Source organism: uncultured Pontibacter sp. (genome assembly GCF_947499215.1).
GTDB lineage: Bacteria > Bacteroidota > Bacteroidia > Cytophagales > Hymenobacteraceae > Pontibacter.
This window is the reverse complement of record NZ_CANMNI010000002.1, coordinates 175678-194235: the sequence shown is the minus strand read 5'-3', so window position 1 is coordinate 194235 and position 18558 is coordinate 175678. Positions and strand designations below refer to the sequence as shown.

Below are 18558 nucleotides of genomic sequence, written 5' to 3'. Positions count from 1 at the left end.
GATTTTATTGTACACGCACATTGGCACCGGCATACAGGTTGATGAACCCGCCAGTCACGACGAGATCACCCTCCTGCAGCCCGCTGCTGACCACAGCTTTGTTCCCGATCCTTTCTGAAATGCGGATCTCCTGAAGTGTTGCCTTGTTGTTTCTGATGAGGTATACCTGTGGCTGCACGCTGGAGCCAACAATGGCCGAGGCGGGTATCACGATTCCGTTTACGGGCTGCGTTGCCTGCAATTTCACTTCGCCGAACATCCCTGACTTTATTTTAAGATCCGGTGTGTTCTGCACTGTTAGCTCCACCGGGAAGCTGTTGGCTACATTGCCCTTGCTGCCCATCATGGTCGGCTTGCCGGAGAGTGCCACATCGGGGTAGGCGGTGGCTTGCAGCTGGTACGTTTGCCCATTCTGAAAAAGCGCCAGTTCAGACTCCGGTACCGTTACCGTAAACTTGAGTTGGGAGATATCGGTGAGTTGTAGCAAAGGCACGCCCGGGGCCGCAAAAGCGCCAACCTCCGTCAGTTTTGCCGTTATTATCCCATCAAAAGGAGCGGTGATGGTAGACTTGCGGATCTGTTCCTGCAGGGTGCTGCGCTGCACCTTGGCGCTCTTCATGCCAAGGATCGCTTTCTCCAACTGAACGCCCTGCACCGCATCGGCGTCCACCAGCACGGTATAGCGCTTCACGTCAGCCTCCAGCCCCTCTATCTGCACATTCACAGCCTGAAGCTGGTATCTCAATAGAGCGTTGTCCAGCTGCACCAAGGGCTGGCCTTTTCTGACGCGGGTACCGGTTTCCACCAGTATGGCGTCCACTTTCCCCTGTACTTCGGCACTTAGTTTCGTTTCGCGGTTCGGCTCAAAAGTGCCCGTAAACGCATAGGCCGCCGCTGTCTTCTGAAGCACCAAGGTGTCGACCTGTACCGGTATGGGTTGCTCTTTGTCGTAGTGGTATACCCGCTGCTGGGAGGTTTCTTTGTTCGCCTTGAGTCGCAGCGCCACAACAGCTACCAAAATGAGCGGAATGAGGATATAAAGTGCCTTTTTCATGGCTTAGAATTTAAAATGTTGCCGGTTAAATGTTTGAGTTCAAGGTCGGCTTTCAGGTAGTTGACCATAGCCGATAAGTAGTTCTGCTGCGCTTCCCGCAGGGTATTGTCTGCCAAAAGCACATCGGTTAGGGAGGCCACACCGTGTTTTTGCTGCAGCAAGGTCTGCTCGTAAACCGATTTGGCCAGCTCTATCTGCGACAGGTTGTTGGTGACGGTTTGCTGTGCCACCTGCCTTTGTTTGCGGGCGTTCTCCACCTGCATGCTGTTCTGCTCAGTCTGCTCCCGCAACTGCAGTTCGCTGTTGGCCAGCTCCAGTTTTTTCTGGCTGATCTTCTGTTGCGTGACAGTGCCGTTGAACAAGGGGAGGGAGAGCTGTACGCCTGCAAAACCGATGGGGTAGAACTTTAGGAAGTTGTTGGGAGACTGATCGTAGCCGAAGCCGGTGGTGCCATAGGTGCCATAAAGCGAAAGGCTGGGCAACTTGGAGCGCTGCAGTGTAGTTAGTTCGCTGGAATGCAACTTGGTCTGTACCTGTGCCACCTGCACATCGGTGGTGAGCGTCTCGGTGTAAGCGGTTTCGGTGTGGTAGCTGATGGAGGGGTCAATGTCCAGTTCAGTGGCAAGCGACAGCCCCATGGTGAATTTAAGAGCATTGAGCACCTGTTCGTAGTTGCTGTTGATGAGTTCGCGTTGTGTGGCCAGCTGCTCGGTCTGCAGGGCGACTTTGTTTACGTCGCTGCCTTTGGCCAGCAACTGTTCTTTGAGCAACTGCATGTTTTTGAGAAGCTGCAGGCTGTTCACGAGGTTACTGTCGATAAAAGCCAGCTGGTTTTTCAGGATCTGCGCATTGTAGTAAAGGTTGGCAACCTCCAAGTATACCCTTTCCTCGGTTTTCCGGTATTGCAAAGCGGTCAGTTCCGAAGCTATTTCTGTGGTTTTGATGGCGCCCTGCACCTGTGAGTTGTAAAGGGGCATGGTGAGTTGCACATTGGCGTTGATGTTATGCGGCACCCCGAACTGCGCTTCTTTGAACTGGCCCTCTTGTCCGCCAAAAACAGACATTGGCATCAACTGGTAGGGGAGGTTGGTATAGTAGCGGTAGTCGGCATTGGCATGGAGCTTTGGGATCAGGTTGGCCCGTGCCTCTTGGTGCTTGTACTGGCTGATGGCAGTGGTATTTCTGCCTATTTGCAGATTTCTGTTGTTTACCATGGCAGTGTCTATGCTCTGTTGCAAGGTCCATACCTGTGCTTTGGCCGGAAATGCTAGTGCAGCTACCAAGAGTAACAAGAATATATTATGTTTGTGAACGTTTACTAACATGATTTTTAAAATTTTTTTACTTTTTGGGGCTTGGGGCCTGTCAATATCATGCGCCTATAAATCTTTTACTTTACCCTAATAAGGGTTAGTAGGGACTGGATCAGGTTTTCGCCACTACGGGCTATGTCAAATTCAAAATTGGCTATGCGCCATTTAAACATCTGCAGACGGAAACTTCCCATCACGATGTGCATCAGCTCTTCGGTAGTAATGGCATTGGTGAAGACACCTCTCTGCTGTCCCTCCATCATTACTGGCAACAGGTGCTTCATTTTCACCTGCATAATTTTCAGTATCGCATTGTTTATCAATTGGCTTTCCTCTAACAAACCGTCAGAAAAGACAGCCACTACAAAATGAGGGTGCAACCGAAAAAACTCAAACTGGTTTCTAAAGAGTGCCTTAAATTTCTCTTCCGGATCATGTATATCCTGCACAGCCCGTCCTAGCCGCTCATCCATACTTTCTGACAGGTAGTTCAGCAACACCAAAATGATTTCTTCCTTACTGGCAAAGTGCCGGTAAATGGCGCTCTCTGAAAACTGCATCTCTTTGGCAAGGTTCTTTATGGTCAGGCCACTTACACCCGAGGCGTTCAGAATCCTGCCTGCTGACTCTATTATCTCCAGTTGTCTATCTGATACTGCTAGCATATTTTTATGTAAGTGAATGTTTACTAACAAAGGTAGCTATAAAAAAAGAAACTTGCAAGTTTCAGTGGTATAGGGTGTATACAGAGGTATACTAGAGAAAAGAAGATAGGTGGAAAGCGCATGGGTTAGGGCTAGGCTTTTTCTATGAGGGTGCTGGCGATATTATCCCACTCTTCCTGCAATGTGCAGTCGGGCCTTTTCCGATCTGCCCAGCTATACCAGTAGTCGGCATTCCACGAGTCACCCTCCTTGCGGTGCAGGTAGGCGTGAATCCAAGCCGCATCTTTGTCCGGCAGGTCTTGGATGAGCACATGCGCCTTGTCCCAGTTGCCTTTCGCCTCATGCCACAGCGCCTGCATGTACACCGAGGCTTCCGGAGGAGGCGCGGGAGCGGAGAGGCTGGCTTTGAAAGTGGGGAGGTTCATGGTTTTACTTGTCCTATACGCAATAGCAAAGGAAATCTGACTTCTCTTGTCTGATGCTTATGCCAATGCTGTTCTAGTTCGTTTTGCAGTTTGTCAATCGGATTATACCCGTTTTGTTTGATAAAGTGTTTCACAGCCGACCAAGTATTCAAATATCCGATCACATGGTCCAGATCCCACTGTAGCTTATTCTCGAAGAGAGGCGTTTGGATCTCAGTAAAAGGAAAGGGAATTGTCTGGTAGTTCTCGTCGATGTACCTGCGTTCTTTGTCCCAATAGTCTCCGATCACATCCTTGTAAAAGGAAGTAATGAGCTGATCTATTGGTTCTGAAATTTCTATTCTACCATAGCCGAGTACGCAAAGCAAAGCGTTTACTTTGGCTGTTCTCCTTACTTCGGCATAAAACCTCTCAAAGTCAAACCAGTGAATGGCTTGGGCCGTGATGATCAGGTTAAATTGTTGATCTGCAAAATTGGTACTTTCTGCGGGCTGCACCGAGTATGCTATGTTCTCTGCCTGCAAGGCGTTGTCTAGCTGCGATTGACTAATGTCAGTCGCGTATACCTTGTCAAATGTTTTTGCTAATTCGAAGGCAACTTGGCCGTTTCCTGTTCCACATTCCCAAGCTGCTTGTTTTGCTGGAACAATTGAGTTTAAGTACTCATAGAATTCCGCCGGATAGCCCGGTCTGTACTGCGCGTATTTGTCAGATTGAGTAGAGAAATTGTCTTTCATAGTTTTCCACTGCGTTGCTCAACTATACGCGGTTACTTCTTTACTTTCTATCTTGGTAATCATACGGGATATAATTTTCCCATTGCCAAGGCGTGAAGATGTCTCCTATGGTCTTTTCTAGAAACTCTTTAAATATGCTTTCACCGTTATCACTGTTAGTCAGGATTAGCACACCTATACCTGAATCCGGAAAAATAATAGAATAGTGTTGGTAGCCCTCTGAATGTCCTTCTTTGAAGGCTCCCGTACCATAGGGCGAGTCTAATACGCCCCATCCCAAGCCGTAACCTAAATTTATATCTGCATTTTCATCCGTATCAATTAATGCATTGGGTCCGAACTGTTGCTTGCTTCTGATGGCCACCTGTTGCTTAAACATTTCGTTATAGGTGTCATTCCGAAGCAGTTGCTGGCTCAGTACCGCTTCCAGAAATTTAGAATAATCTGCTGGCGTTGTACCCATGCTACCTGCTGCACCGGCATCATCTGCCTCGTCTTTAGGAAGCGGATTCTCTTGGCTGTTATGCCCATAGGCATATTGGTTTTCCATGCCGGGCTGCCATACATAAATGTAGCTGGTCCTGCGCATGCCCAGTGGCTTGAATATCCGTTCCTGCGCCATTCCTTCCAGTCCTTTTCCTGTTATTTGCTCCAGCACAAACTGAAGCAGACTTAGTCCTTCCCCAGAGTAACTATAGCGGGTTCCGGGGTCAAACTGAAAGTATAGCTTACCTTCCGGGTCACGCCCTTTGCTGGTTAAAAAACGCCAGTTGGGAAAGCCAGTGGTATGGGTTAAGCACATGCGTGCTGTGATGGTCTCATATCGCTTGTCACCTTTTAGGTCGCTATACCCTTTCCAGCTTTTCGCAAACTTATAATCAGGAAGGGGTTTCTTGAGGTAATGCTGTAGCGGGGTATCGAGCTGTATTACGCCTTCCTCCACCAGTTGCATCACCAGCACTGAGAAAACGGCTTTGCTAAGAGAAGCTCCGTAAAAAATCGTGCTTGTGCTTAAGGGAGTTTTGTTGGCTGCATTGCTGTAGCCAAATGCCTTCTGGTAAACAGCGTTGTGGTTATTGAAGACAGTTAATGCCAGTCCTGTCACATCGGCTGTGTCCATCAAACGCGCGACAACTTTATCGATCTCCTGAGAGGAGGTATAGTTGCCATCTATTTTCTGAATCTGCCTGTCTTGTCCGAGCGAGGGGGCCATGCTAAGAAGCACGGCCGAGAGTGTAAATAAGAATTGTTTTAACATACTGTTCATAGCTTTAGAGTTAAACGAATTGTATAGCCTCAAAGCTAGGTTATTTGAGCAAGCAAGCTAGCGACACCTGCCCGTCACTTAGGCGACATAATGGCCAGAGACAGCGGATATGAATAATTTTCGCCTTTCATCACTCGCCGGGCGTTCAACAGAATCAGGGCTACCGCATAGGCTGATGTAAGCATGATGAGCAGTAAACCAAGCTGAAAAAGAATTAGCAGCAAGGCAACACCCGCCATAAAGGCAAGGGTAGCCGTCAAGTGAAAATTAACAACGGCTCTGCCGTGCCATATTTGCTGGAAGATTCTGTTGGTAAAACATGAGCATTTAATTGATACATTTTCGTGATTTAAATTTTGTATATCGGCTTGGCTATGGTGCGTTCAATGTGCTTTAGTTTTTGTTAGTTTCCGATTTTATTTCAAATGGTACTCTTGACCTCCTCTCTATATCCTGATTCATGTAATTTTTGAACTTTGCCAAATTGATAACTCTCAAAGCTTCTTCGTCACATCCGTACCCAATCCCATCAACGACCACAGCATCTTTAACATTACCGTTTGCATCAATCGTGTACTGGACTAGTACTTTACCCGTTATGTTATTCTCAAGCGCCGCTTTAGGGTATTGAATTTGTTCAAGCAACTGCTCAAAGGTGCCTACCATTTCTGCTTTCACTTCAGGATAAAAGGTCCTATACAAAGAATCGGTAACGAAATAGACACTAATATCCGTTTCATTTTTTTGATGCTGCTTATTTAGGTGTGCAAGTAACTGACTTAGGCTCTGTACACACAGATCCTTCCTATCCTGTTCTGTTATGATTGTTGTATCAATCGGGTGGAGGTATTCCTTATCTCCAAGCTCAATTAGTTGAGTACCATACCACTGTGGTTTGTTGTTGCTTTCCAAGTATCTGTCCTGTGACATAGCAACCAAGGCTTTAGCATCAGCGTTATTTGGATTTAACTCCACTGCTTTCTTTGCAAGTGAGTTTGCCTGTTTAAAATCTTCAGATTTACCGCCATGCTGAAGAACAAGAGCTGCATTGTAAAAGTCATTGGAAGTTTTCAGCTCTTCTTGTGACAATATTTGGTATACTTCTTCTGTCCTCGAGTAATCGTTGACAGAAGTCTTGGAGCTATTTTCCTTTCTGTCTTTTTGGTCATCAAAAGCTAGTTGTACAAGTCTTTCATGGTCTTTTGTTACTTGACAAGCAGTTGCAATTAAAAAAACCGCGCTCGCTGCTAAATATATTTTTAATCTCATTTCTTTTCCATAACTAAATTTGAAACTAACGGTCTCGTACATGAGGTGAGCAAGGCGTAGCCGAAGCTTAATTCATGTGCTGTGTTGGCGTTATTAGTTTTACCAATTCTTCATTACAAGCTATTCAAGTCAACTTGTGCCTCCATATGCCCTGGAGGGAGCGGCTTTAAGACATCTTTAGTTGTTACGAAGCGTTTGTTAGAAGTTTTGACCCATGGCTGCCCTTCTACAATCTGGACCACTTCCAGAATCATTTTCTGAACTTCGCTGGGATAGTTCATGCCTTTAGTCCTCACTTCTCTGCTATTATTTGTTAAGCGCATTGAATAATAGGCTCCGTCTTCATACTCTTGGTACAAAGAATCTAATGATTCAATATTCATAGAGTCAATAAGTGCAGCAATTTTTCTTAGGCTCTGCAGGTCCAGATTTACTTTATAGTTTTCCTTAACTATCCAGTTGTCTCTCAAACGAAGATAGGCAGTGCCGCCTTTATTTATTTCCACGTCCCTGCCATTCTCTGTGCTCCAGCCCGGTTCTATTGAGAAGATGAAATTGTCAAAGTGCTTTATCGATTGCTCTTGTGCCTCTACATGTGCTTTTTCTTCTGCTCCATTACAAGAGAATAGAATTGAAAATAATATCACATGTAAGACCTTCTTCATAATTATCTATTGACGCCAACTAGTGTATAGCAGGAATGCCTACTCCCACTATCTGCAATATATATGGTAACAATATACCAAATTCTCTGAAACCCAATCCCTACACCATCACCAGCTCATCCCGCACCACTCCCTTCCGTTTCCAAGCATATACAATCGCCAACACGATCAATAACCGCAGCACGGTAAAGATCGCCTCACCAGTTGGGTCCAAGTTTGTCGGATAAGCCATATTGGCCATGAGGTGCAGTAGGATGGCGCCGAGTATGCTTCGGTTGGTGTGGTTGTATACCCAAGTGAAGACGAAAGAAAGCATGATCAACTGGAAAGACCAAGACCAGAAAGGTATACCGAAGCCTTTGGCGTGCTGCGAGGTACCTTCGATAAAGAATAGCGGCAGGTGCCAGCCTATCCAGAAAAGACCGAGTATCAGGCTGCCTTTTATAGCACCGTACTTTTCCTGCAGTGGGTCCAGTACGTAACCGCGCCAGCCTAATTCCTCAGAAACAGGACCAGCGAATAGCATGATCAGTGCGAATGTAAGTATAGCCGATGGCGTATCGAGGCCGCTGAACAGACCTGCTATTGGTGGTTGCACGCCACCGAAGAAGGAATAGATGAAATAGCCCAAAAAGTAGATAGCCGGGAAAATAAGCAGAATAACCAAGTACCATAACCAGCCAATCCGTTTGAAACTGAATACCCTGCTCCAGAAGTCACGCTTCTCCGCTGCATGGCCGTAGCGATGCACTAAGTAAATTGCTGCGAAGGAAGGCCCGAAGGCACCAAGAATGATAATAGGCAGTAGCAGGTCGTCAGGAATCGGCAAAGCCAAGATGGTGCCCCAGACCAACCAAGAGAAGATAAAACTTAAAGCAAAGAAGCCCCAGATGCCGGCAAGGGCGGGTTTAGAAGAGGAGGTAGGATGCATTGTGTAAGTTTAAGGTGAGAAAACTTACTCCAATATAGTAAAATATAAATACATGTTTGTCAAATAGGGTATAGCTTCTTGTAAACACTTGAGCCTATCCAAACAAAGCTGGTAGCTGTTTGATCAAGGTATAGCCACCCATCCAAGCCATCACCAAAACCACGAGCACCCCGAAAACCGTCAGCCACAGCGGGTGCTTATACCTGCCAACAACCTTGGTTTTGTGAGCGGCCCACAGGATCGTGCCGAGGGTGATCGGTAGGATGAGTCCGTTGAGGGCACCGGCAAGGATAAGCAGGTGCACCGGACGGCCGATGGTCACGAAGATGGCGGTAGAAATGACGATAAAACCGATGATCATCCAGTTCTCATTCCGTTCGATGCTTTTGTGGAAGGACTTGATAAAGGAAACCGAGGTATAGGCCGAGCCGATAACGGATGTAATAGCCGCTGACACCATCACAATACCAAAGAGCTTATAACCGATATCTCCGGCTGCCAATTGAAAAACAGAGGCCGGCGGGTTGCTCTCGTCCAGCACCAAACCTTTGCTCACCACGCCCAAAGCAGCCAAGAAAAGAAAGATGCGGATAATCGAAGCTACAGTTATACCTGACACTGCGCTGGTATTCACCTCCGGTAAAGCTGCCTCACCCTTCACACCAGCATCAAGCAAACGGTGGCCGCCTGCAAAGGTAATGTAGCCGCCCACCGTGCCACCTACGAGCGTGATAATGGCAATTAGGTCGATCTGATCAGGTATAAAAGTCTTGACCACCGCCTCACCCACAGGCGGAGCGGAGGTGATGGCCACGTATACGATGAGCAGAATCATGAGCAGGCCCATGATCTGGGCGAAGCGGTCCATCACCTTTTTGGCTTCGCGCACTAAGAAGATACCGATGGCGATGGCGGCGGCGATGATAGCACCCAGCTCCGGTGAGATGCCAAACAGCACATTAAAACCCAGTCCGGCGCCGCCCACGTTGCCGATGTTGAAGGCAAAACCGCCGAGCACAATGAGCACCGCGATAAACAGCCCCAGCCCGGGTAGGAGCATATTGGCAATGTCCTGCGCCCGCTTCTCCGACACGGCAATAACGCGCCATACATTCAACTGCACGCCAATATCGAGGATGATGGAGGCCAGAATGACAAAGCCGAAGCTGGCGGCAAGCGATTGTGTGAAGACGGTGGTCTGGGTGAGGAAGCCGGGACCGACTGCGGAGGTGGCCATGAGAAAAGCGGCCCCTAAGAGCACACTCCAATTTCTTGTTTGCTTCATCCGCGGGGTGTTTCTTTAGCAGCAACAGCTATACCCTCGATTCGGAGCGCCGCCCGGATATGGCTGGCAAATTCCAAGGCATGCAGTCCGTCGCCATGTATGCAAACAGTGTCGGCCTGTATGCCCACGTCCTGCCCCTGCAGTGACCTGACTTTTCCTTCTTTTATCATCCGGATGACTTGCTGCACAGCCGCTTCATGGTCTATTATCAGCGCATTGGGTAATTTGCGGGAGGTGAGGGTGCCGTTTTGTTGATAGGTGCGATCCGCAAATACCTCGTTGGCTGTTTGCAAGCCCAGCCGTATACCTGCCTTCATCAGTTCGCTTCCGGCTAGGCCATACAAAATAGCCTCTGGTTTTACTTTGTAGATCGCCTCGGCGATGGCCTCTGCCAAGTTGATGTTAGTAGCCGCCATGTTATAGAGAGCCCCATGCGGTTTCACGTGGTGCAGTGTGCCGCCTTCGGCCTGTGCAAAGGCCTGCAGCGCCCCTATCTGGTATACTGTCATGTCGTAAACTTCTTCTGGTGTGACAGCCATTTCGCGGCGGCCAAAGCCTACCAGATCGGGCAGTCCGGGGTGCGCCCCGATGGCCACATTGTGCTGCAGGCAGAGCTGCACGGTTTTGCGCATCACAGAGGGGTCGCCGGCATGGAAGCCGCAGGCAATGTTGGCCGAAGTGACATAAGGAAGAAGCTGCTCGTCGTTGCCCATGCGATAGGCGCCAAAGCTTTCGCCCAAGTCGCAGTTCAGGTCTACCGAAAAAGGTGTGCTCATGCATTTTTCTTTAGATGTACAGCCCGTGCCAGTTGTACCAGATGCTGCTCCTGCCGGATGTAAAGCTGCTGGGCTTCTTCCAGCGTTACTTCCTCAAAAGAGATAGTCTGGCCGGGCACGACCTGTGCTAATATAGGCAAATCGGCGGAAATCACCTGCAGGATGCGTGGATAGCCGCCCGTGGTCTGGTGGTCCGCCATCAGGATAATCGGCTTGCCCTCCGGCGGCACCTGCACCGTGCCAAAGGTCACCGCACTGGATATGAGTTCGGTTGGCTCCTCAAGGTATAGCGAAACGCCCTGCAGACAGTAACCCATGCGGTCTGACTGCATCGAAACCTGAAAGCGCTCTGACCAGATCTGAGTGCTGCTCGTTTCAGAGAAAAGTTCGAATTCCGGCCCTTTGATGGCTCGGATGCAGGGGTTAGGCTGATAGTTCGGGTATAGCTGCGGATCGGGTGTCCAGTTCGAAGAGCTAAAGCTTTGCGCTATACCTTGTTCATCACAGGTGCGGCAAGGTATAAAATCGCCTGCTTGCAGCGCCCGGCCTTGGAAGCCTCCTATAAATGCCCGCAGGAAGGTGGCGTAACTGCCCATCACCTGCGGCAAGTCAAGTCCGCCGGCCACCGCCAGATAGCTGCGACAGCCTGCTTTAGGGGCTTTAAATTCAAGGATGCTATCTTTTTTGACGTGCACGGGTCGCCACATGGCTACGCTTTCCCCATTGATGGTGGGGGAGAGGTCGGCGCCGGACAGGGCTATCAGTTGGTCCTGTGTAAAGCGGATGCTCGGGCCGGTAAGCGTGATCTCCAGTGCCGCTTCGTGCGGCGCATTGCCGACAAGCAGGTTCGCCACACGCAGGGCAAAGGTATCCATGGCACCACTCACGATGATGCCTTCTTTCTGGAAGCCATGCCGGCCGGTGTCCTGAATGGTGGTCAGGAGGCCCGGTTTCAGTATCTCAAGCCCCATGCGCTTTCTCCTTTCTTTGCCAGAACTCTTCTTCACTGATCGGGACAAACTTCACCAAGTCACCGGCCTGCAGCAAACTGGGTTGTTCACGGTCCGGATCAAAAAGTCGAAGGGGGGTGCGGCCGATCAGTTGCCAGCCACCGGGTGTCTCGATGGGGTAAATGCCGGTCTGGTTGCCGGCTATACCTACCGTACCGGCAGGTATGTTGGCTCTGGGGTGCTGCTTGCGGGGTGTCGCCAATTTTTTGCTCATGCCGCCCAAGTAGGGGAAGCCCGGCGCAAACCCGATCATGTAGACAAGGTATTTGCCGCGGCTGTGGCTCGCGATCACTTCCTGCGGTGTCAGTTTCGTGTGTCGGGCCACATACTCCAGATCAGGACCAAAAGAGCCGTTGTAGCAGACTGGTATCTCGACCACACGCGGGCTGGCGGTTTTCTGACTTTTCTTAGCCAGTTTAAGCATGTTTTGTAACTGCTCGGTTACACGGGTATAGGGGTTGTAAAGTCCCTGCTCGCTCAGCACCCAAGGGTCGTAGTAAATGGTAACGGTCGAAAAGGCGGGCACCTGCTCCACAAGGCCCGGAAAAGGATGGCGCTCCAGATAAGCACTAAAAGTGCGCACCTTGGCATGGGTGTCTTCGTCGATGCTATCGCCGAACTGCACCGTGACAGCTGCATCGCCGAGGGGATACAGTTGGAATAAGCGCATGTCCTTTTGCTTCATATCGTAGCCTGTTGGTATGCCCTGTATAATACCTGATGCGCCGCTGTAGGGTTAGGCGGCTGCCAGTATAAATTTAAACATGGAAAACGGAACGGGTATACCGCTGCAAGGCACTAACATACATAAAAACAAACAAGACCCTGCTGTGAGGATCTTGTGTTTCTGTAATTGTCTTTCTTGTTAGCTGGAAAACCTTAGTGGATGCCTACATCCTCCAGCACAGGTGGGTGCAGCTGTCCTTCGGTGCGCGCTACGACCATGGCCACGGTGGCATCGCCAGTCACGTTCACGGTGGTGCGGAGCATGTCGAGAATGCGGTCAGGGGCCAGAATCAGGGCTATACCTTCAATCGGAATACCAGCCTGCTGCAACACGATCACGAGCATTACCACACCGGCTCCCGGCACGGCGGCCGACCCAATGGAGGCGAGTGTGGCCGTCATCACAATGCCGAGTTGCGTCATCAAATCTAAGTCCATACCGAAAGCCTGTGCGATAAACACAGCCGCCACGGCTTGGTAAAGGCTGGTGCCGTCCATGTTGATGGTGGCGCCCAAGGGCAGCACAAAGCTGGTGATCTCGCGGTTAATGCCGAGTCTTTCCTCGCAGCGCTCCATCGTAACCGGCAATGTAGCAGCACTTGAAGAAGTTGACAGTGCTAGCATCTGCGCCGGGAAAATGCCTTTGAAAAAGTCGATATACCTTGTCTTACCGATGGTGACTACCAGTATCGGATATATCACCAGCATCATAATAGCCAGACCCAGAATTACCACCAGACCATAATAGCCCAACACCAGTAACAGTTCCACGGCGGCTGACGGATCATCGCCCGCAAATTCCACCACAAGTCCCGCTAACAGGGCAAACACACCGTAGGGAGCGGCCATCATGATGATATCCACCATCTTGAGAATAACTAAGTTAACCCCATCAAAAAAAGCGTTGACGGAGGCTGCCTTCTCGGCGGGGATCATAATAAGGGCGATTCCGAAGAGTAAGGCGAAGAAAATAACCTGCAGCATACTCGCATTGTTGGTCATGGCCCCAAAGATGTTGTCAGGCACGATGTCGACGAGTGCCTGCAAAGGGCCCTGCTGCTCTACAGCCGCTGCAGCGGAGGAGCGCTGGTCGGTGGTGGCGGCATACTGAGCTTTAAACTCTTCCCGCTTTTCAGGCGAGAAGGCCTTGCCGGGCTCCACCACATTCACGATGGTGAGCCCCAGCACGACCGCGACGACGGTGGTCATGAGGTACAGGCCGATCGTTTTGGAGCCGATGCGGGACAGCTTGCTGACATCGCTCAGACTAGCCACACCCGTGATCAGGGAAACCAGCACCAGCGGCACGGCAATGAGTTTGAGCAGGTTGATGAAAATGGTGCCGAAGGGCTTGATCCAGTCAGCAGTGAACTCAATAAAACCGTAGTTGCTGGCCAGAATACCCCAAGCCACGCCCAGTGCCATACCGATAAGTATCTGCCAGTGTAGAGCTAATTTCTTCATAAACAGGTTGTCGACAGGGTGATTGCAATGGCCTGCCAGTAGTTTTTGTAAGGTTCAGTGTTAGCGCAGTCCGGGCAAAAGAACTAGGTATGGCGCTGCCACCCAGTCCAGAATGTATGCCCGCGTCAGGTAAAATTAAGGATAAATCCTTAAGAATAGACCGGAATATCTGAATTCGGAAATTTAATCTTTTGATGGTGGTATAGAGGCAGCTTAAAACAAAAAAGGCCGCAACGCGTGCGGCCTTTCTATTTGGTATACCTTGGTTGGCAGACTATTCTTCGTTCACAACGATCTTCTCGATCCTGTCATTGGCACGGATCTGGTCGATCACGTCCACGCCTTCCACCACTTTGCCGAAGCAGGTATGGTTGCGGTCGAGGTGGGCGGTGTTTTTGCGGCTGTGCACGATGAAGAACTGTGAGCCGCCCGTGTTACGGCCGGCATGCGCCATGCTCAACACACCACGGTCATGGAACTGGTTCTCGCCTGTCAGCTCACAGTCGATCTTGTAGCCCGGTCCGCCTGTGCCCGGCACGCCTTTGGCGCCTTCGCGTGAGTTAGGGCAACCGCCTTGTATCACAAAATCAGGAATAACACGGTGGAAAGTAAGGCCATCGTAAAAGCCATCCTTGGCAAGCTTTATAAAATTTTCTACCGTCTTCGGAGCGTCTTTCTCATAGAACTCTACTTTCATCACTCCTTTGCCGGTATGGATTTCTGCGGTTTTCATAATTTCATTTATTTGAATGGTAAAACATTGTCAGCTACAAAAGTACGCAAAATATAATTCAGAGGCCATGTATGGATCTCCGGGAGACGGTTGGTTTGATATTTGTGAAAACTTGAAGCGGCTTAAACGAGTAATTGTACTATAGCGCGACATCAAAATCTTTTACAAGAAGCCAGCATACTACCACATATGAGCCGAATACCAAAAATAGTAGCGGTTATGGTCCTCTTCAGCTTTCTTACGGCTGCATGCGATCAGTCCGGTAACGATAGGAGTCAGACAGATACAGAAGCAGTTGAATTAGGTGAAACCACAGATAATCTGCAAACAGAGGCACCAGTTGCCCCACAGGCCAGCACTTCCCGGGATATACCGGGGAGCGACGAGGCCTCACTGGTTTCGAAGCGCACCATCATCGATAATGCCGACCTCAATGATGACCTGAGCACCTTTACCTCGCTGATGCGGTCGGCTAACATGGTTAAAAACCTGAGTGGCACGGGCCCCTACACCGTGCTTGCGCCTTCCAATGAAGCTTTCGACGCCCTACCAAGCGGTACGCTCGAGGATCTGAGGAAGACTGAAAATCAGGAAAAGCTCCAGCAGATACTGAATAACCACATCATAGCCGGTAAACTAACGACAGAAGACCTGCAGGATGGCGCCATCCTAAAAACGGCTGCCGACCAACAGCTTAAGGTATATAAGCGCGAGGGACAGACAAGAGTTGGCGGTGCCATGATAGAGGACTCAGACGCAATGAGTCGCAATGGCGTGCTTCATACCATTAACAAGGTGCTCGTGCCGATCGAGGAAGAATAGCTAGAATGGGTTAGTCGCCCACACAGCCATCTCCGTTATAAAGCCCCGGTCATCAAGCTCAAGTGCTCCTTTTATGGCGCGAGCGATTTCATCGCCGCGTAGCTTGTTCGGCTGATTGTCCCGCTCCGTTCGTTCCTCTCTGCCAAAGGCAGTGGTTACCTCGCTGGGGTTAAGCAGCATGACCCGCACATTGTAAGGGCGCAGTTCGGCCTGCCAGCACTGTGTCATGCCCCGCAGCGCGAACTTGGACGAAGCGTAAACGGAGCCTCCTTCATAACCCTTCACGGCGGCAGAAGAGCCAATGTTGATGATGTTGCCGTAGTTTTGTTTTTTAAAGATCTCCGCCGCCCGCTTTCCCATCATGGCGGCTCCAAACACATTCACGCTGTATACCTGCTGAAAATCCTCCAGACTAACATCCTCCAGCCTCTTGCTCACTCCGATGCCCGCATTGTTAATCAGCACATCGAGCCGTCCATACTCGTTCATAAAGGTTTTAAAAGTGCGCTTCACATCTTCCGGATTGGCCACATCAGCCGTGATGGGCATTGCGCCGAGTTCCCGTGCAGCTTTGTGGGTGCGCTTTTCGTCGCGGCCCGTAATAGCGACGTTGGCACCGTGCTCAATGAGTAGTTTGGCGGTGGCATGGCCGATGCCGAGTGTGCCGCCTGTAATGAGGATGTTTGCGTTTTCGATTTTCATAGTGTTGTTAGACAGTGGTTTGTGTTTTGTAACGTGGTGAGGTTAGTGAAGTTTTACCTATACCTAATGTATCCGTTTCATACCACAGGTTTAGCGTTAGCGCAACTTGTGGTTGGATATGAGGTCAGTTTGTAACTGGCGTAACTGGGGGTCTTATGCTTGGCAACTTGCTTTGTCTTATAGCTTCACCTGTGCGGCGGGCACTCACTTTTTTCCTTGATGGGGGTAGGGGCCCTCGATAAAGAAAAAAGTAAGCAAAAAAATCAAGACGATTTTGAACTCGCTGACCGCTCAAACAAAAAATCGTCGGCTGCGCACTTGGCACAGCTACTTGCTGCTTTGGGTGCTGAGAGTTACTTGGCAATGCGTACCAGTGGTTTGTGTGGTTTGTAAAAAAGCGACAGTGCTAATACCTTAGGAATGGTAGTTACAGAAAAATCCCCCTTTGAAAGGGGTAGGGGGATGGCAATCGTTCCAAACTCCCCAACTCTTACTTCCGATTATCCTCCCCCTGCAGCATGCTCAGGTAGCTTTCATACCTTGTCAGTGCAATCTCATTTTTGCGCATGGCATCTACCACCGCGCAGCCGGGTTCGTTGAAGTGGGTGCAGTTGTTGAAGCGGCACTGGTTGAGGCGCTCGCGCATTTCGGGGAAGAAGTGGCCGAGCTCCTGCTTGGGGATGTCGACGATGCCGAGTTCTTTGATGCCGGGCGTATCGATGATGAAAGTATCGGGGTCGATCTCGAACATCTCGGCGAAGGTGGTGGTGTGCACGCCTTTGTCGGAGAAGCCCGAGATTTCGGAGGTTTTCAGGTCGAGGTCGGGCACGATCAGGTTGATGAGCGTTGATTTGCCTACACCCGAGTGGCCTGAGAAAAGGGATGTCTTGCCGTGAAGCAGGTTTTTGAGTTCGTCTATACCTTCGTTGGTATGCGCTGATACGGCCATGACCTTATAGCCAATTCGTTCATACAGGTAATCGATCTGCCGTTGGTACTCCTGCATGTCCTCATCGTAGAGATCGGTTTTGTTGTAGACGATGACGGTAGGTATACCATAGGCCTCGGCCGTCACCAAAAAACGGTCGATGAAACCGAAAGAGGTACGCGGCGAAACCAGTGTGGCGATGAGCAGGGCTTGGTCGAGGTTAGCGGCGATGATGTGGGCGTGCTCTGCCTTGTGGGTGGATTTGCGGATGATGTAGTTTTCGCGGTCTTCGATTTTGTGAATCACTGCCGTGTCCTCGCCGGTAGTTTCCACGTCGAACTCCACACGGTCGCCGACGGCCAGCGGATTGCTCACCTTCATGCCTTTAAGCTTGAACTTACCGCGCAGACGGGCCCGGTGCAGCTTGCCCTCCGCATCACGCACCAGATACCACGACCCCGTCGATTTTACTACAACTCCTTTCATTCGTTTTATTTCAACAACTGGCGCACGTCAGCCATGATTTTAGCTGTGGCACCCGCCTGTTCGTGTACGTAAGTTTTTTCTTTGTCGGTTATACCTTGGCGCAGTCCCGGTGTGGTGTGTACCCGCTCAAAAGCCTGCAGCAACTCTTCCGCATTGTTTATCGGGAAAGCACAACCCAGTTGTACCAAATCTTTCGCCTCCTGAAACTTGTCGAACTTTGGCCCGAAGAACAGCGGCAGTCCAAACACGGCAGCCTCCAGCGTGTTGTGCAGCCCCTTGCCGAAAGCCCCGCCAATGTAAGCATAAGTGCCGTAGCTGTAGAGTGACGAAAGCATACCGATGTTGTCAATCACCAGCACGTTATACCTGCCTGCGTCCGCCTCTGTGGCCTGCGAAAAGCGCACCACACCTTCGCCGAGCTGTTGCATGAGCTGACTGATACCGCTTTCGTGAATCTCGTGTGGCGCGATGATGAACTGTATACCTTGTCGGTGCTTCTGAATCAGCGGCAACAGCACCTCGATATCCGCAGGCCAGCTACTGCCGACCATAAACACCTCCTTGCCCTGCGCAAAAGCCTCCACCACAGGTATAACCTTTACGCTGGCAGCCGTCTGCAGCACACGGTCGAAGCGGGTGTCGCCGGCGATACTAGATTTGAGTATACCTATACCTTGCAGGAGCTTCAGCGAAGCCTCGTTTTGGGTATAGATGTGCGTGAAGCGCTGAAGCATGCTGCGGTTGAAGCCACCGTAGGGTTTGAAAAAGACTTGGTCAGATCGGAAAATAGCCGAAATGGACAGTACAGGTATAGCCCGCTCCTGCATCGCCCGCAGGTAGTAGTGCCAGAACTCGTACTTCACAAATACCGCCAGCTTCGGCTTTACGATGTCCAGAAAACGGTTGGCGTTGTGGTGGCTGTCGAGTGGCAGGTAGAAGATGTAGTCGGCACCCGCGTAGTTTTTTCGCACCTCGTAACCTGAAGGGGAGAAGAACGTCAGCACCACCTTATACCTTGGAAACTCTTCCCGAAATGCCTCAATCACAGGCCGCCCTTGCTCAAACTCCCCCAGCGAGGCGCAATGAAACCACACCACCGGAGCCGTGTTGCCCTGAAGCTGTTCCATCCGTTCAAACTGCCCCGCACGCCCTTCCTGCATCAGCTTCGCCTTCTGGTGAAAAGGCGCCGCCACCGCAATAGCTGCCTGGTAAGCTTTCAGTCCGATGTCGTAGAGTAATTTCAAATGTAATTCTGGCTATGACCTTACAGTGTCTTCCAGACCTGTTAGTGTATTGGTGC

At 50.2% G+C, this 18558-nt stretch carries 20 protein-coding genes; 1 reads left to right on the top strand and 19 read right to left on the bottom strand.

What is annotated here, in order from left to right:
- Window positions 1-4 precede the first annotated feature (4 nt).
- From Q1A04_RS08805 to Q1A04_RS08730, 16 genes are all read right to left on the bottom strand, one after another.
- The gene (locus Q1A04_RS08805) at window positions 5-1054 is read right to left on the bottom strand and encodes an efflux RND transporter periplasmic adaptor subunit (RefSeq protein ID WP_299704144.1); all 1050 of its coding nucleotides are present in this window, start codon (window positions 1052-1054) and stop codon (window positions 5-7) included.
- Window positions 1051-2379, bottom strand: coding sequence for a TolC family protein (locus Q1A04_RS08800; RefSeq protein WP_299704141.1), 1329 nt, complete (start codon window positions 2377-2379; stop codon window positions 1051-1053). The genes Q1A04_RS08805 and Q1A04_RS08800 overlap by 4 nt, the downstream gene beginning before the upstream one ends.
- A 65-nt stretch (window positions 2380-2444) precedes the next feature.
- Window positions 2445-3032 carry a TetR/AcrR family transcriptional regulator gene (locus Q1A04_RS08795; protein ID WP_299704139.1) on the bottom strand — a complete coding sequence of 196 codons (588 nt, stop codon included), beginning with the start codon at window positions 3030-3032 and terminating at the stop codon, window positions 2445-2447.
- A gap of 131 nt (window positions 3033-3163) precedes the next feature.
- A complete protein-coding gene (locus Q1A04_RS08790; protein WP_299704137.1) occupies window positions 3164-3457 on the bottom strand; it encodes a hypothetical protein in 294 nt (97 codons plus the stop codon).
- A complete protein-coding gene (locus Q1A04_RS08785) occupies window positions 3454-4194 on the bottom strand; it encodes a class I SAM-dependent methyltransferase (protein ID WP_299704134.1) in 741 nt (246 codons plus the stop codon). Before Q1A04_RS08785 ends, Q1A04_RS08790 begins: the two co-directional genes overlap by 4 nt.
- Before the next feature lie 40 nt (window positions 4195-4234).
- Window positions 4235-5452, bottom strand: a complete 1218-nt coding sequence (locus tag Q1A04_RS08780; protein ID WP_299704131.1) for a serine hydrolase — start codon at window positions 5450-5452, stop codon at window positions 4235-4237.
- A gap of 83 nt (window positions 5453-5535) precedes the next feature.
- Window positions 5536-5754: a DUF4870 domain-containing protein gene (locus tag Q1A04_RS08775; RefSeq protein ID WP_299706967.1), complete on the bottom strand. Its 219-nt coding sequence runs from the start codon at window positions 5752-5754 to the stop codon at window positions 5536-5538.
- 100 nt (window positions 5755-5854) lie between these two features.
- On the bottom strand, window positions 5855-6772 hold the full coding sequence (locus Q1A04_RS08770; protein ID WP_299704128.1) for an energy transducer TonB: 918 nt from the start codon (window positions 6770-6772) through the stop codon (window positions 5855-5857).
- 71 nt (window positions 6773-6843) lie between these two features.
- Window positions 6844-7395 (bottom strand): hypothetical protein, encoded by a 552-nt coding sequence (locus Q1A04_RS08765; RefSeq protein ID WP_299704125.1) that lies wholly within the window; start codon window positions 7393-7395, stop codon window positions 6844-6846.
- Window positions 7396-7495: 100 nt separating this feature from the next.
- On the bottom strand, window positions 7496-8326 hold the full coding sequence (locus Q1A04_RS08760; protein WP_299704122.1) for a type II CAAX endopeptidase family protein: 831 nt from the start codon (window positions 8324-8326) through the stop codon (window positions 7496-7498).
- Window positions 8327-8420: 94 nt separating this feature from the next.
- Window positions 8421-9611 (bottom strand): NRAMP family divalent metal transporter, encoded by a 1191-nt coding sequence (locus tag Q1A04_RS08755; RefSeq protein WP_299704119.1) that lies wholly within the window; start codon window positions 9609-9611, stop codon window positions 8421-8423.
- A complete protein-coding gene (locus Q1A04_RS08750; protein WP_299704116.1) occupies window positions 9608-10387 on the bottom strand; it encodes a 5-oxoprolinase subunit PxpA in 780 nt (259 codons plus the stop codon). Before Q1A04_RS08750 ends, Q1A04_RS08755 begins: the two co-directional genes overlap by 4 nt.
- Window positions 10384-11358, bottom strand: a complete 975-nt coding sequence (locus Q1A04_RS08745) for a biotin-dependent carboxyltransferase family protein (RefSeq protein ID WP_299704113.1) — start codon at window positions 11356-11358, stop codon at window positions 10384-10386. Before Q1A04_RS08745 ends, Q1A04_RS08750 begins: the two co-directional genes overlap by 4 nt.
- A complete protein-coding gene (pxpB, locus tag Q1A04_RS08740; RefSeq protein WP_299704111.1) occupies window positions 11348-12067 on the bottom strand; it encodes a 5-oxoprolinase subunit PxpB in 720 nt (239 codons plus the stop codon). The genes Q1A04_RS08745 and pxpB overlap by 11 nt, the downstream gene beginning before the upstream one ends.
- A gap of 209 nt (window positions 12068-12276) precedes the next feature.
- A complete protein-coding gene (locus Q1A04_RS08735) occupies window positions 12277-13587 on the bottom strand; it encodes a dicarboxylate/amino acid:cation symporter (RefSeq protein WP_299704108.1) in 1311 nt (436 codons plus the stop codon).
- A gap of 274 nt (window positions 13588-13861) precedes the next feature.
- Window positions 13862-14320: a peptidylprolyl isomerase gene (locus Q1A04_RS08730; RefSeq protein WP_299704105.1), complete on the bottom strand. Its 459-nt coding sequence runs from the start codon at window positions 14318-14320 to the stop codon at window positions 13862-13864.
- A 189-nt stretch (window positions 14321-14509) separates the two neighbouring features.
- Here Q1A04_RS08730 and Q1A04_RS08725 point away from each other — a divergent pair, with 189 nt between their 5' ends.
- Entirely contained in the window at window positions 14510-15142 is a 633-nt protein-coding gene (locus Q1A04_RS08725) for a fasciclin domain-containing protein (protein ID WP_299704102.1), read from the top strand.
- Here the strand turns inward: Q1A04_RS08725 and Q1A04_RS08720 are convergent, their stop codons facing one another.
- The 3 genes from Q1A04_RS08720 to Q1A04_RS08710 form a co-directional block, all read right to left on the bottom strand.
- Window positions 15143-15844, bottom strand: a complete 702-nt coding sequence (locus Q1A04_RS08720) for an SDR family oxidoreductase (protein ID WP_299704099.1) — start codon at window positions 15842-15844, stop codon at window positions 15143-15145.
- A gap of 490 nt (window positions 15845-16334) precedes the next feature.
- Window positions 16335-17258: a ribosome small subunit-dependent GTPase A gene (gene rsgA / locus Q1A04_RS08715; RefSeq protein WP_299704096.1), complete on the bottom strand. Its 924-nt coding sequence runs from the start codon at window positions 17256-17258 to the stop codon at window positions 16335-16337.
- 5 nt (window positions 17259-17263) lie between these two features.
- Complete coding sequence (locus Q1A04_RS08710; RefSeq protein WP_299704093.1) at window positions 17264-18502, bottom strand: glycosyltransferase N-terminal domain-containing protein; 1239 nt, start codon at window positions 18500-18502, stop codon at window positions 17264-17266.
- Window positions 18503-18558: the final 56 nt, after the last annotated feature.